7 protein-coding genes and 12 tRNA genes are annotated in these 14,818 nt (G+C 40.2%); 1 reads left to right on the forward strand and 18 read right to left on the reverse strand.

The window, feature by feature from the left end; all coding sequences use genetic code 11:
• Window position 1 precedes the first annotated feature (1 nt).
• The 6 genes from ACNQFZ_RS05725 to addB all read right to left on the reverse strand — a co-directional run bounded on the left by ACNQFZ_RS05725 (window position 2) and on the right by addB (window position 13,203).
• The gene (locus ACNQFZ_RS05725) at window positions 2-886 is read right to left on the reverse strand and encodes a branched-chain amino acid ABC transporter permease (protein WP_458414385.1); all 885 of its coding nucleotides are present in this window, start codon (window positions 884-886) and stop codon (window positions 2-4) included.
• On the reverse strand, window positions 883-2,796 hold the full coding sequence (locus ACNQFZ_RS05730) for an AMP-binding protein (RefSeq protein ID WP_458414386.1): 1,914 nt from the start codon (window positions 2,794-2,796) through the stop codon (window positions 883-885). The genes ACNQFZ_RS05725 and ACNQFZ_RS05730 overlap by 4 nt, the downstream gene beginning before the upstream one ends.
• 31 nt (window positions 2,797-2,827) lie before the next feature.
• On the reverse strand, window positions 2,828-3,598 hold the full coding sequence (locus ACNQFZ_RS05735) for an ABC transporter ATP-binding protein (RefSeq protein ID WP_458414387.1): 771 nt from the start codon (window positions 3,596-3,598) through the stop codon (window positions 2,828-2,830).
• Window positions 3,599-3,956: 358 nt separating this feature from the next.
• Window positions 3,957-5,678 carry an acetate--CoA ligase gene (acsA, locus tag ACNQFZ_RS05740; RefSeq protein WP_458414388.1) on the reverse strand — a complete coding sequence of 574 codons (1,722 nt, stop codon included), beginning with the start codon at window positions 5,676-5,678 and terminating at the stop codon, window positions 3,957-3,959.
• A gap of 261 nt (window positions 5,679-5,939) precedes the next feature.
• A complete protein-coding gene (gene addA / locus ACNQFZ_RS05745) occupies window positions 5,940-9,686 on the reverse strand; it encodes a helicase-exonuclease AddAB subunit AddA (RefSeq protein ID WP_458414389.1) in 3,747 nt (1,248 codons plus the stop codon).
• Entirely contained in the window at window positions 9,679-13,203 is a 3,525-nt protein-coding gene (addB, locus tag ACNQFZ_RS05750; RefSeq protein ID WP_458414390.1) for a helicase-exonuclease AddAB subunit AddB, read from the reverse strand. The genes addA and addB overlap by 8 nt, the downstream gene beginning before the upstream one ends.
• Before the next feature lie 208 nt (window positions 13,204-13,411).
• Between addB and ACNQFZ_RS05755 the strand changes: the two genes are divergently transcribed.
• Complete coding sequence (locus tag ACNQFZ_RS05755) at window positions 13,412-13,609, forward strand: YgaP family membrane protein (RefSeq protein WP_458414391.1); 198 nt, start codon at window positions 13,412-13,414, stop codon at window positions 13,607-13,609.
• Between the two features lie 105 nt (window positions 13,610-13,714).
• Here ACNQFZ_RS05755 and ACNQFZ_RS05760 read toward each other — a convergent pair.
• The 12 genes from ACNQFZ_RS05760 to ACNQFZ_RS05815 all read right to left on the reverse strand — a co-directional run bounded on the left by ACNQFZ_RS05760 (window position 13,715) and on the right by ACNQFZ_RS05815 (window position 14,818).
• A tRNA-Glu gene (locus ACNQFZ_RS05760) sits at window positions 13,715-13,786 on the reverse strand.
• Between the two features lie 20 nt (window positions 13,787-13,806).
• Window positions 13,807-13,897 (reverse strand) — tRNA-Ser (locus ACNQFZ_RS05765).
• Window positions 13,898-13,900: 3 nt separating this feature from the next.
• A tRNA-Asn gene (locus tag ACNQFZ_RS05770) sits at window positions 13,901-13,975 on the reverse strand.
• A 6-nt stretch (window positions 13,976-13,981) separates the two neighbouring features.
• Window positions 13,982-14,055: transfer RNA gene (locus ACNQFZ_RS05775), tRNA-Ile, on the reverse strand.
• 9 nt (window positions 14,056-14,064) lie between these two features.
• Window positions 14,065-14,138 (reverse strand) — tRNA-Gly (locus tag ACNQFZ_RS05780).
• 24 nt (window positions 14,139-14,162) lie between these two features.
• Window positions 14,163-14,237 (reverse strand) — tRNA-Gln (locus tag ACNQFZ_RS05785).
• A gap of 10 nt (window positions 14,238-14,247) precedes the next feature.
• Window positions 14,248-14,320: transfer RNA gene (locus ACNQFZ_RS05790), tRNA-Phe, on the reverse strand.
• 10 nt (window positions 14,321-14,330) lie between these two features.
• A tRNA-Ser gene (locus ACNQFZ_RS05795) sits at window positions 14,331-14,423 on the reverse strand.
• Between the two features lie 25 nt (window positions 14,424-14,448).
• A tRNA-Ile gene (locus tag ACNQFZ_RS05800) sits at window positions 14,449-14,525 on the reverse strand.
• Window positions 14,526-14,552: 27 nt separating this feature from the next.
• A tRNA-Met gene (locus tag ACNQFZ_RS05805) sits at window positions 14,553-14,626 on the reverse strand.
• Between the two features lie 17 nt (window positions 14,627-14,643).
• Window positions 14,644-14,716: transfer RNA gene (locus ACNQFZ_RS05810), tRNA-Ala, on the reverse strand.
• A 25-nt stretch (window positions 14,717-14,741) separates the two neighbouring features.
• Window positions 14,742-14,818, reverse strand: a tRNA-Pro gene (locus ACNQFZ_RS05815).

Here is a 14,818-nt window from a genome sequence, read left to right on the forward strand (position 1 = left end):
ATTACACCCTTTCTATTTCTTTTTTGCCAAACAATCCATACGGCTTGAACATTAATATAAATACAAGGATGATAAATGGCATGACTTCTTTCAATCCACCACCGACGAGCGGATCAAGATAACCTCCAGTCATACTTTCAATGATACCGATCATAATGCCACCGATGATTGCTCCTGGAATACTGTCTAGTCCACCAAGTATTGCTACAGGCAGCACTTTTAAACCGATAAAAGCAAGCGAAGAGTTAACGCCGTTTATGTTTCCTAAGAGAACACCACCAACCGCCGATACAACAGCGGCGATTGCCCAGGCACAGGCAAAAATCACTTTGACGCTAATTCCCATTGACATGGCTGCTTGTTGATCATCTGCGGTTGCCCTCATTGCAATCCCCATTTTTGAATACTTGAAAAACAAAGTGAACAAGAGAAGCATGACGATCACAATCACGAGCGACCATAAATAGACCGGTGCGACAATAATATTGCCTAAGCGAACGGGTTCTTCGGAAAATATTGTAGGAAATACTTTCGTGTCATGACCCCAAATAATATGGACAACACCTAGTAAAACACTGGATAATCCAATGGTGGCCATTATTAGAGAAATCACAGGTTCACCAATAAATGGCCGTAAGATGATACGCTCAATCACGAGGCCTAGGACTGCACTAAACAAAAGTGTGATGATCAATGCAGGTATAAACGGAATATTGTAGCCTGATACGAGTGTTAAACACACATATGTACCAACTAATAAAAATTCCCCTTGCGCAAAATTAATCGCGTCACTAGATTTATAGATTAAGACAAACCCTAGAGCGACTAATGCATAGACACTTCCAATCACGGTGCCCGTCACTAACATTTGTAAAAAAAATGTCATGAAAAAACCACCTCTTCTCCTGATAATGAGATGACTTGTAAAGTTGTGTGAATCGTTTGCTGTTTCCCATCTCGATATTTGATGGTACCTTCGACATTGATTTTTTCATTTTCGGAATATAGTCCCTCAATTAGGGATTCATATTTTTTCGCTACAAATTGGCGGCGTACTTTTTTCGTCCGTGTCAATTCTTCGTCATCTGCATCCAATTCTTTATAGAGCAGAACGAACTTTTTCACGCGGGCTTTTTTCGGCAGTGTTTTATTTACTTCATTCACTTGTTCTTGGATTAGTTGGAGTACTGCAGGCTTACTCGATAAATCTGAGTAGGTTGTATAAGTTAACTGCTTTTTTTCCGCCCAGCGGCCGACATTTTCCATGTCAATATTAATCATCGCGACCACATATGGCCTCTGACGTCCTATGGCCACAGCTTCTTTAATATACTGGCTAAACTTTAGTTTATTCTCGATAAATTGCGGTGAAAACATTTCCCCTGTTTCGAGACGAATAACATCTTTTACGCGGTCAATGATATAAAGATGGCCATTTTCATCCAGTCTACCGGCATCGCCAGTGTGCAGCCACCCATCTCCAATCGTCTCCTTTGTTGCTTTCTCATCTTTATAGTAACCTTTGCAAACGCTGGTACTTTTGATAAGGATTTCCCCTTCATCAGAAATGTTCACCTCTGTTCCAGGCAAAGGAACACCAACACTGTCCATTTTAATATCTCCATCACGGTGCACAATCGAAATCCCTGAAACCTCTGTTTGTCCATAAATACTCTTTACATTTACACCAATACTATGGAAAAACCGAAAAACATCTGGACCAAGTGGTGCCCCACCGGTATAAGCCCGCCTAATTCTTAATAAACCAAAGTGATCACGGATAGCGCTGAATAAAAATAAATCCGCAAGTTTGTAAAGGATTTTTGTACCTGTTGTAACCTTTTCGTTGTTTAGATGGGCATCTGCGACCTTTTCACCAATGGGTTTGCACCATTCAAAAAGTTTTCTTTTTAACCAGCTTGCATCTTGGATTTTTACCTGAAGTCTAGAAAGCATATCTTCATAAATACGCGGTGGTGAAAACATGACATGAGGACCAATTTCTCTAAGATTTTGTAAAACTGTTGAAGGTTCTTCTGGAAAATTAATAGTAACGCCGTTGTACAAGCCGAGGGCAATTGACATCATTTGTTCGCCAATCCATGCCAACGGCAAAAATGACAGATACTGATCATTTTTTTCTAACGGGTCAATGATTGATAGATTCTTTGCCATATCAAATAGATTTTGATAAGTTAACATCGTTCCTTTCGGATTGCCGGTTGTTCCCGAAGTATAGGAGAGGATAGCCACATCTTGATAACCTCCCTTTTCCAGTTCACTTTCAAAAACAAAAGGGTCTTCAATAGCGATCGTGTCACCGATTTTTTGAACATCACGGAAAAATAATAGATTGGGATCTTTGTAATCTCGCATACCGCGTGAATCATAATAAATAATCCACCTTACTTTAGGAATTTCTTGTTTGATTTCTAAAATTTTATCAACTTGCTCTTGATCTTCCACGACAACAATGGCTGCATCTGAATTATCGATGATATAGCTTATTTCATGAGGAAGTGACTCTTGATAAATACCTACGGAAATTCCGCCTAAGCTCTGAGCAGCTAATTCACTGATAACCCATTCAGGGCGGTTATCCCCGATAATAGCCAGCTTTTCCCCCCGCCTAAAGCCCAATTCCAATAAACCTAGCGCGAATTTCTTTACCCCTTCAAGGTATTCTTGGAAGGTATACTCATTCCAAATTCCATAATCTTTTTCACGTAAGGCAATTGTGGCTCCCTCATTCTTCGCTCTTTCCAAAAGAGCTTGAGGAAACGTCAGATTTATCATGCAGCTGATTCCTCCTTAATGAATCAAATTGTTAACCGACCTGTTCTTCCCCTAAATACGCTTCGATGACCTTTGGATTATTTTGGATCTCAATCGGTGTTCCATAGCCAATTAATTTCCCAAAATCAAGTACAGCAATATGATCAGATAAGTCCATTACAACTCCCATATCATGCTCTATTAAAATAATGGTTGTTTTCATCTCTTCATGGATATCGATAATGTAGCGGGCCATATCTTCTTTTTCTTCTGTATTCATACCAGCCATAGGTTCGTCTAAAAGCAATAGTTCCGGCTCCAACGCGAGGGCTCTTCCCACTTCCACACGTTTTTGTAAGCCGTATGAAAGTGTACCGACTGGTGTATTACGAATATCTTCTATTTCAAGAAAGTCTATTACATCTTCAACTTTACGGCGATGTTCTATTTCTTCACGTTGTGCTTTCCCCCAATAAAAACCACCGGCAAGTAACCCGGTCTTCATTCGGACATGCCTACCTAGCATTAAATTGTCCAAAACAGATAAATGGGGGAATAGCTCAATATTTTGAAATGCCCTTGCAATCCCAAGGCTTGCCCGCTTGTGTGGCTTAAGGTGATTAATTTTTTCACCATTAAAAGAAATCGACCCTTCCGAAGGATGGTAAAGGCCGCTAATACAATTCAACATACTTGTCTTACCGGCACCATTGGGACCGATTAATGCAAAGATTTCCCCTTTGTTTACAACATAACTAACCCGTTCTAGTACTGTTACGCCTCCAAACCGCAGTGTTACGTCTTTTACCTCTAAAACAGACAAACAATCACCTTCCTATTTCCCAACTTGAAAACGCTTACTTATGTGATGTAGGAATTCAGCCATAAATAGACAGCAGTACAAGTTCGTTTTTATAAGAGACTTATTATGATTTATGCACTAGTTTACTTTTTCATGATTCATTTCCTAAAATATTTGTACAAGGTAAAGTTTGGTAAATACAAGCGATATTAGTGCTTATGGAATAAAAATCGCATAGCAAAAAAGTCCCAACCAAGCATATGCTTGGTTGGGACTTTTCACATTGTCCTAGATTTTGTGCGCTTTAAGCTTTTCTAATGTCTAGCTCCAGCGGCCAGCGACTAGTGGACTTCGCTGAACGGCCGCTTCCACTTTTCTATTAATCTTCCATTGTTGAAAGGTCACCTGTTGGAAGCCCTAGTTCCCATGCCTTAAGTACACGACGCATAATTTTTCCTGATCTTGTCTTCGGAATTGTTTCACGAACTTCAATCATTCTTGGTGCAGCATGCGCAGCCAAACGTGTTTTTACGAATGAGCGAATTTCTTCTTTTAATTCATCACTATCTTGGTATCCTTCACGTAGTGTAATAAATGCTTTAATTACCTCACCGCGAACTGGATCAGGAACACCAATTACCCCTGCTTCAGCAACAGCTGGATGCTCAACTAGCTTACTTTCAACTTCAAATGGTCCAACGCGCTCACCTGATGTATTGATAACATCATCAACACGGCCTTCGAACCAGAAGTAGCCATCTTCATCTTTATATGCAGAGTCACCTGTTACAAACCAGCCTGTCTCAAAATATTGATCATATTTCTCTTTGTTGTTCCAAATTTCGCGAACCATTGCTGGCCATTTCGGTTTAATAGCAAGGTTCCCCATTCTATTAGCTGGTAATTCGTTTCCTTGATCATCTACGATTGCAAGTGTGATGCCTGGTAGTGGTTTACCCATTGAACCTGGACGAATTGGGTTGCAACGGAAGTTCGCACAGATACAAGAGCCAGTTTCCGTCATCCACCAGTTGTCATGAATGCGATGATTTAATACATCTAAGCCCCAACGAACAACTTCAGGATTTAATGGCTCACCAGCTGAAAGGATGTGGCGAAGCTTTGATAAGTCATATTTCTTTGGTAACTCATTTCCTGCAGCCATAATCATACGTAAAGCTGTTGGTGCACTGAACCAAACATTTACACCATACTTTTCAAGTGTTTGGAACCACTCTTCAGCTTTAAAACGTCCTCCGCGAAGCACAGCAGTTACGCCGTTTAACCAAGGTGACCACATACCTGCTGAAGTTCCTGTTACCCAACCTGGGTCAGCTGTACACCAATATACATCTCCATCACGAAGGTCATAAGTCCATTTCCCTGCTAGGTACTGATGAACCATTGCATCATGAACTTGAAGAACTCCTTTTGGTTTTCCTGTAGACCCTGATGTATAGTGTAGAAGCATGCCTGTTTCACGGTCAACCCATTCAATTGTATATTCATCAGATTTGCTCATTAAATCTTGGAATAAAATTTGATTATCAGCAGTTGTCTCTTCTCCGCCAACTAAAATTACATGCTTTAATTCTGGCAGTTCATCAACCGGAATTCGTTCTAATAATGATGGTGTTGTCACAACAGCTACCGCTCCACTGTCGCTCAAACGGTCTTTTACAGCCTCTTCCATAAATGCTTCGAATAATGGACCAGCAATCGCGCCCATTCGAATAATACCTAATAGTGAAATATATAATTCTGGAGTACGTGGCATGAAAATAAAGACGCGATCCCCTTTTTCAACACCATATGAACGTAAGCCGTTTGCAAATTGACTAGAAAGCTTTTGCATCTCCGCGTAAGTGTATGCTTCATCACGAATTCCGTCTGTAAAGAATAGTGCTGTTTGGTCCGCTTTTCCGTTTTCTACATGGCGATCAATCGCTTCATAAACCATGTTGACTTTACCAGTTTTATGCCAAGTAAATGTTTCCTCTACTTGTTTCCAATCGAAATTTGCAGCCGTTTCATCATAATTCTGTAAATTTGCCGTTTCATCGATAAATAGTACTTCGTTTTTTAATGCGTTCGTTGTCATATTATCCCTAACCCCCAATAATAAGATCGTTTCTTGTTATATAACAATATCATACATCGACAAAACTTTAAATAGTATTTAAAATGTTCACAAAATTTTATAAACTACTTACAAAAGAATAAACCGCTTTCAAACAGCTTATTTTAGGGTGAAGCGACAAATTCGACACATTAAGCAGTATTTTGACAAATTAAAAAACCCGCATAACAGAAGAATAAATCCTCTGATATACGGGTTTTCCGCTTGATTGTTATATAACATCTACATCTCAATCAGTAGGTTTCCATCAAAGAAAAATAAATATTTGTCGAGATGTGGCAGACCCCAAATCTCCTGAAGTGCTCGTGCATATAAATCAATTTGAAGGCGGTATCGTTCAGCTAGAGCTTCCCTGGCCATCATCTCATTTTTAAAACGTCCTGATATCGTATCCGTTTTATAATCAAGTAAGACAACGCCAGTTTCATCTTTAAAAACACAGTCCATGACCCCTTGAACCAATACGTTTGCACCCTCTTCTTCATTCCAATCAGGATAAGCATCTCTCGCTGGTAATGCTAAACTAAATGGAACTTCTCTCCGAACTTTTTGGGCATTTTTTAATCTTTGCCCAATAGGGGTTTCAAAAAAGTGCACAATGCTATTAATATCAATGACCTTTTTCTGTTCTTCAGTTAGTAATTCCTTCATAACCATTAAATCTAATAAATCGGCAACTCCATCATGCGTAATTTCTGTACGAAGATTAACATGCTGCATCACCATATGCATAGCTGTTCCTCTTTCTGCCGCTGTCAAAGACTGTTGTTGTAAAAATTTAGGTCGATCTACTAGCGGTGCTCGGAACTTTTTGATTAACTGTGTATCAGAATAAGCATCTGTTACTTGTTTCCTTGATTTGATTTCTGAAACAGATTGTTTTGACCGCTTGATTTCGGCTTGAGAGTATGGATAATGCCAAGAAAGCTGGTCAAATACTTGAGATTTTAGACTACTTTCCATTGGGACTGTCCGCCATTGTTCAATTTCATGTAGGAAGTCCAAGTTTTGGTCTAGATGTTGCCGTAAATCCTTAGGAAAGTTATCGGCATTTAGAACATTGACTTCCCATTTGGAAGTATGACTAGAAATTTCATTTGTAAAGTTACTTGAACTTAGCACTGTACAATCTTGGTGGCGGATTAATGCAGGGCCAATCCAATCCAAATATCTTTTTGCCTTGGCCCTTACATAATCCGGTAATAACCAATCATCTTCGCTCACTTCGTTGTTCCACTTTTCTAGCATTTTTTCTCTATCACTAACCGTACCAACCAGATAGAGCTTTTCCTTAGCTCTTGTGAGGGCAACATATAAAACACGCATTTCTTCCGCAATCAGCTCCATCTGCAAACGGCGTTTCATCGCGAGAAGCGGCAATGTCGGATAGCTAATGCGCAGCTTGGGATTTACAAGTTTTGACCCAAATCCCAATTCCTTATGCAATAATACTTTTTTCCGTAAATCCTGCATATTAAATTGCCGGCCAAGTCCAGCCACAAAAACAACCGGAAACTCGAGCCCTTTGCTTTTATGAATCGTCATAATTCTAACAACGTCCTCTTGTTCACCAAGAGCCCGGGCTGTACCAAGATCGTCGCCACGGTCCTGCATCCGTTCAATAAACCTTAGGAAACGAAACAACCCCCGGAATGATGTTTCTTCATACTGTTTCGCACGGTCATAAAGGGCTCTTAAGTTCGCTTGACGCTGTTTACCACCAGCCATTCCGCCAACATAATCATAATAGCCTGTATCCCTGTATAATTGCCAAATTAATTCCGACAGGGCTCCTTCCCGTGCTCTTTTTCTCCATATTTTTAACTGCCTATAAAACAACTCTAGTTTCTCGGCCAACTCTTGATTTGAACCAGAATTAAGATAACTTTTGACGCTATCAAAAAAGGTATCCGTTTTATCATGGATACGAATCATCGCCAGTTGTTGTTCTGTTATACCAACAATCGGAGATCTGAGTACTGCTACAAGCGGGATATCTTGATAGGGATTGTCGATGATTTTCAATAGGGACATCATCACAGAAACTTCTGTTGCTTCAAAATAACCTGTGGAAAGCTCGGCATAAACCGGAATCCCGAGTTCCTTACATTCCTCCATGATTGTTTCAGCCCAAGGCATGGAACGGAGCAGTATGACGATATCACGATAGGTAATATTACGGGTGTTTCCGTTTTTATCGGTAATTTTAAAAGGCTGTTCAATTAAACTTTTTATTTTCAAGCCAATGACCCTTGCTTCTAATTGTGCATTTTCCAGCTCCGCAAGATCGATGGATGGATCGTCCTCCCCTTGTTCTTGATCGGAATCCTCATTTTCCTTTTCCACTAATGTTGGATCCTTACGATCAATGAGCATGAGCTCAGCCTTTGTCTCATTGGAATTTTCGTAATTCATATTTCCAAGCTTTAGCTCTGCATCATCATCATAGTCAATTTCACCGACCGTCTGATTCATAATTTGCTTAAAAATAAAATTGGTCCCATCCAATACTTCGGCACGGCTGCGGAAGTTTTTCGATAAATCTATACGAATCCCTTCGCAGTGTAAAGTGTCTTCTTTCTGAAACTGTCTATATTTTTTCAGGAAAAGATGCGGCTCAGCTAAGCGGAAACGATATATCGATTGTTTCACGTCCCCAACCATGAATAAATTATTTGAACAGGATACGAGTTTAATAATCGTTTCTTGAACTAAATTTACATCCTGGTACTCATCCACTAACACTTCTTGGAATAAATCTCGATAATCTTTGGCAACAGCCGAGGGTAGAAGCTCACCCGTGGAGGACTCTTCATCCTTTAAAATTTGTAGGCAAAAATGCTCTAAATCTGCGAAATCAACAAGCCCATTATCTTTTTTTACGAGTTCATAGCGTCTTGAAAATTCCTTGACCAGTTCAATTAATGTTTCCACAACCGGCTTCATTTCCTGAATATCCTTTAGAAAATACTCCGGTTTCCGACTAAAAAGTTCATCCTTCAGTGTGTTAATCCTCTTTTTCACTTGCTCACGCAAGTTCTTTACATCTTCTTGAATGCTCTTACTGTATTCATCACCTTTACATGATTTTAGTTTTGAAAAAGAAACCAGTTGCATCACTTCATAGAGCTTTTGCCACGACTCTTGATTTGCCGCTAGCAGTTCTTGAATGATGCCTTGGTCAAGAACGATATTATCAGCATAAGGGGCAGGACCACCAGGCTCTTTTGTTAGTTCTAACGCACGGATTAAAATTTGCGTACAGCCGTTTAATTGGATAGTAATATCATCCCTTACATCTTTCATCCACGGTAAATCATCAATTTCATTACTATTTTCAATCTCATAGGAATGGATAATTTGATCCAGCCATTCATTAGGCCAAGGATAGGACCTGGCGAAATCATATAGCTTTCTGATTAGGAGCTGCAGCTCTACATCACTGCGGTCATCACTATATCGATCTACTAAATCATAAAACCGTTCATTTTCTTCTAAACTATATTGTTCTTCAAACAGCTCATCCATAACCTCTTCCATCAACAATTCTGCTTCTGTTTCATCTGCAATTCGAAAGCCTGGATCTAAATCAATGTGATAATAATATTTTTTTAACACATTTAAGCAAAAGGAATGAAGCGTTGAAATGGCAGCCCTATTTAATAGTGTCAATTGTCTCCGCAAATGCAGTGAAGATGGATGTTTAGCAATTTCCTTTTCGAGCGCCTCACCAATCCTTTTCCTCATTTCGGCGGCAGCGGCATTTGTAAAAGTTACCACTAATAAGCGGTCAACATCAATCGGATTATCTATGGAGGTAATTTTCTTGATAATTCTTTCAACTAAGACGGCTGTTTTACCGGAACCTGCAGCTGCGGCGACAAGTATATCTTTGCCTCCTGCTGTAATCGCATACCATTGGTCATCAGTCCACGTGCTGTTTTCAGGTTTTTGAATTCTCTTACTCATTGTCCTGTCCTCCCTCCATGCGAATTTTTTCTAAAATATCATCAGCCTTTTCCGAGATTAAAAGCTTATACTTGTTCCCCTGTTGGGACTGGTCAAATTGGCATATTGCTTTATAGGAACAAAAAGCACACGGTGTATGGCTTTTCATTTTATAAGGTTCAATATCAATGACTCCGTCGGTGATTGCCGCACCGATATCTTGAATTTTCGTCCGGACGTAGCTTCTTAAGTAATCAAAATCCTGCGGACTGGCAACGGATGAATTACTGTAAAAGCTACCGTCTTTTTTTAATGCGACCGGAATCACTTCTGAATAGCCCGTCTCCAGCGAATGGTCCATCAGATGAATCGCTTCCTGATCGGCGACTAGCAGTCCTTTCATTTTAAAACGCTTATAGATTTCTTTTTCAATTTCCTCAAATGCCGGAACAGAAGATTTATTTAGCATTGGATTATGAACATGAAAATATAAAACACCAGCCGGGGAGGCTTCTGTTCCTATCCATTGCTTTGAATTTGTAATGACAACATCTAAATACGTCAGCATTTGTAAGGCTAAACCATAATAAACCTCTGAAAGATTTAATGATTTCTGACTTGACTTGTAGTCGATTACTCTGAGATATACGCCTTGATTTCCTTCGGATTTATCAACACGGTCAATACGGCCAATGACCTCCATCTTGCAACCGTTTTTCAAATTAAACTTAAGTGGTGCAAGCGGTCCCTTAGGGCCAAATCCCAGTTCAAGACCAATTGGTTCAAAGCCGCTGATTTTCGCATGCTCACTTAAGACAATGGAAGCCCTACCTACGACCTGCTGCAATTTTCTTTTTATATAATGGAAACGATTCGAACTTAATAATATTTCTCTTTGAATATTGGGCGCTAATTGTTCCACAGCTTGAAAGGCAAGCTGTTCACATTGTTTTCTTGTAAGGTTTGCCCATTGCAGGTGATTTTGCTGAATCATCTCGGTGATCATTTTTAAAGCAGCATGGAATAGCTGGCCAATATCCGGTGCTTCTAGTCGGAAAATTTGCCGCTCCTCGAGCCTTAGTCCATATGAAATAAATTGCGAATATGGGCAGGATTGGAACAACTCCATCCGCGATACACTTGCTTTTATTTCTTCTCCATATAGCTCATGGCTGATTTCTTCTGGGAGACGTTTCGCCGTATTGATATAAAATAAACTTCCTAAAATTCTCTTCCCATACACTTTCCACTCTTCTTGTTGGACAAGCCAATTATAAATATCCCACCACAGATTTTCTACAGGATAACCCTTTTTCCAATTTTGCAATTGAATCGATAAATAGGACATCGTCTTTTTCGGATTCACGACATATTGTAATTGGTTTAACGGAATTTCCTCACTAGGCTCGTTTAAGCTGAGCTTTTCTTTTAAAGCTGGAAAAAGGTCTTTTAGTCTGTTAATCAAAATTGATGGCACTAAAGATTTTCCTTCATCATCTGCCAAAGGATAACTGATATAAAGTAAATCCGACGCACTTGTTAACGCAAGATAAATCAAAAACTGTTCATCTAAAAGCTGCTCTTTCGTTCCAGGTGCCAACGTCAAGCCGGTACTCGATAAAAATTCCCGTTCTTCCTCGGTTACAACTCCTTCTTCTACCGGCTTTAACGGAATAACTCCATCATTCGCGCCAAGAATAAATGCACATTTGATATTGGAGAATCGAGAGCGCTCCATATTCCCGACTAATACTTGGTCCATTGCAGGAGGAACGGTTGCAAAATGCATATTTTCTATTCCTGAATGAATCATTTTCCGAAACAAATCGAAAGATAATTCTTCCTCCCCCATCAATGATGCCATTTGATCCAATAGCTCCAGTACCGATTGCCATACTTGACTATGGTCACGGGACTCAGTTAATCTTCCTGCTTCTTCAGCATCAATACAAAGAAAATTGACCTTTCTTGGAATATGAAGATCTTCTAAAAAGTAAAAAAAGGCTTCACAATATTCACGAGCTGTTTTGGCCTTTTTCATAGTTTTTTCCAAAGCCATAAACGGCTCTGTAATGAAACGACGCAATTCATTAATCTGTTTCTCATATTCCTTTTCTTTATCCGTTTTTGGAATATTCTGTCCTTCGACTGCTTGAAAACGTCGGTATTCCCAAGGTTTTGGGTCAGTCCAGCGTTTTCCCTGAATACCATATGCCAATACATAATTTTCGAATTTATCCATTTCTTCACGGATGTTGTCTTTGTTACTATCAACTGGAAAAAGCAAATCTGTTTTCACACAGCGAAATATCGGCTCATAGCGCCATCCGCTTTGAATGACATCTAATGAAGAACGGAGCAATTCTATTAATGGATGATGTAGCATTGATCTTTTTTGATCCAAAAATACTGGAATTTCGTAATCCTTACTGACAGTTTCTAATAAATCATGATAGGAATGACTATCTCTTAAAAGAATAGCAAAGTCACGCCAACGGTAGTTTTTTGTTCTTACTAAATGCAACATTTCTCGCGCGATGCTTTCGACCTCAGCGCGGCGGTTTACAGCAGCATGGACGTTAACGGACAGCATCTCTCCTCCACCCGTATATTTGACACTTGGACGACTATCATAGTTTTTTTCTAAATGGTCAAGTGAAGGTGAATAAACATACCTAAATGGCTCCTCCATAGAAATAGGACTATCAATCTTGATTCCGTTTTCTTTCGCCAAACCTAGGATATTGAAATATGTTTTTGAAGTCATCCGGAATAAATTCAACTCATGTAGGTCGTCGTGTAAATCCTGCTGATTCACCGTCAGCGCAATAGTAACGCTATTGCAATGCTTCAACAATTCCTGTATAACTTCTAACTCCTGCGGAGTAAAGCTATGGAACCCATCAACATAGACATCCGCCCCTTTTAATTCTTCAGATTTTGCAATCTTTTCAGCTAAAAGCCGCAAATAATCCTCTGAATCAACATAATGGCCCATCAAGTGGTTCTCATAATCCTGATAAATTAACTGAAAGTCAAAAAGCTTGTTCGCTAATATTTCTTTACTGGAACTTGCATGATCCAGGTTGTACTGCAATAACTCCATTGATTTTTCTTGAAGATGACTTGGTGCAAGACAGTATCGCTTAAACTCAGCAATTATCTCCTCAAGTTGTTTTATAAAACCAGTTTGGTCAGCAGCTCTTGTAAAAACTTTTAGTTCATCCTTACGATGCTCTATTATTTTTCGTAATAACATATGTAAGCCTGTACTATTGAGATGAAAACGACTAAACCCCTCTGTTTCCTGAAGAATCCGCCACGCCAAGCGCGTAAAGCTAAACACTTGTGTACGAATCATCCCATGTAAGCCAGGTGTATTGATTAACTGATACTCTATCTGAAATGTCATTTGATCCGGTACCAAGTAAATGATGGGAGGGCCTAATGGGTCTTCTTTAAGTTTCTCGACAACCTCATTTACTAAGAAAGTCGATTTCCCACTGCCCGCTCTCCCTAAGACGAAACGTAAAGACATCTAAATCCCTCCAAAAAAGAGTTTGATTCAATCATCTACATCATTATAACATTATGGAAGATGTGGGAACATAAGAACGGTTTGAATACCTTTCTGCATAGTGGGCTTACAACCATCCATAAAAAAATCAATATTTCGTAACATTTTCTGGAAACCTTTTTCTAATAAATAAGCTATACTATAAAAAAAGAGAAATGGGGTATGGGGTATGAAAACCAATATAGGACAGTCAGACCGAGTCATTCGTATCATTTTAGCGATTGTGTTATTTTCATTATTCTTCCTTTTAGAAGGCAACTTAAAATACTTAGCACTCATCGGTATCATTCCACTAGTAACTGCGTTTATTAAATTCTGCCCACTATATAAGCTTTTTGGTATAAATACTTGTAAAGTAAAGGGGTAAGCTAATGCTTACTCTTTTTTGGGTATAAGGTAGATAGAATCGAAGTTTTAATCTTAAAAATAGACTAAAAAAAGATCAAGAGATTTTCTCTTGATCTTTTTATGATGACCCGTACGGGATTCGAACCCGTGTTACCGCCGTGAAAGGGCGGTGTCTTAACCGCTTGACCAACGGGCCATATTATATGCATTTGGAAATGGCGGAGAAGGAGGGATTTGAACCCTCGCGCCAGTTACCCGACCTACACCCTTAGCAGGGGCGCCTCTTCAGCCACTTGAGTACTTCTCCATATGGCTCCACAGGCAGGATTCGAACCTGCGACCGATCGGTTAACAGCCGATAGCTCTACCACTGAGCTACTGTGGAATGAAATGGGCCTAAATGGACTCGAACCATCGACCTCACGCTTATCAGGCGTGCGCTCTAACCAGCTGAGCTATAGGCCCATATAAAATTGGAGCGGGTGATGGGAATCGAACCCACGACATCAGCTTGGAAGGCTGAAGTTTTACCATTAAACTACACCCGCAATTGGGTATGATTTAATTAAAAATGGCTGGGCTAGCTGGATTCGAACCAGCGAATGACGGAGTCAAAGTCCGTTGCCTTACCGCTTGGCTATAGCCCATTGAAGATGATGGCTCGAGACAGAATCGAACTGCCGACACGAGGATTTTCAGTCCTCTGCTCTACCGACTGAGCTATCGAGCCATATGAAATATGGAGGAGGAAGAGGGATTCGAACCCCCGCGCGGTTTAACCCGCCTGTCGGTTTTCAAGACCGATCCCTTCAGCCAGACTTGGGTATTCCTCCGTTATAAATAAATATACACTTTTCGTGGTGGACCTTGTAGGACTCGAACCTACGACCGGACGGTTATGAGCCGTCTGCTCTAACCAGCTGAGCTAAAGGTCCTAATATAGAATTTCTTAAGGTCCTTAATAGCGGCGGAGGGGATCGAACCCCCGACCTTACGGGTATGAACCGTACGCTCTAGCCAGCTGAGCTACACCGCCATATTAAAATGAAAAAGTGGAGACTAGCGGGATCGAACCGCTGACCTCCTGCGTGCAAAGCAGGCGCTCTCCCAGCTGAGCTAAGCCCCCATAAATAAAGAATATTTTGTGTAAATGGTCGGGAAGACAGGATTCGAACCTGCGACCCCTTGGTCCCAAACCAAGTGCTCTACCAAGCTGAGCTACTTCCCG

This window comes from Schinkia acidoalkalinis (assembly GCF_054301215.1).

Coding starts and splice junctions, on each gene's coding strand:
- addA (WP_458414389.1), bottom strand. CDS start 9,686: ATGAGTAAGAGAATTCAAAAACCTGAAAACAGCACGTGGACTGATGAC.
- ACNQFZ_RS05725 (WP_458414385.1), bottom strand. CDS start 886: ATGACATTTTTTTTACAAATGTTAGTGACGGGCACCGTGATTGGAAGT.
- addB (WP_458414390.1), bottom strand. CDS start 13,203: ATGTCTTTACGTTTCGTCTTAGGGAGAGCGGGCAGTGGGAAATCGACT.
- ACNQFZ_RS05755 (WP_458414391.1), top strand. CDS start 13,412: ATGAAAACCAATATAGGACAGTCAGACCGAGTCATTCGTATCATTTTA.
- ACNQFZ_RS05730 (WP_458414386.1), bottom strand. CDS start 2,796: ATGATAAATCTGACGTTTCCTCAAGCTCTTTTGGAAAGAGCGAAGAAT.
- acsA (WP_458414388.1), bottom strand. CDS start 5,678: ATGACAACGAACGCATTAAAAAACGAAGTACTATTTATCGATGAAACG.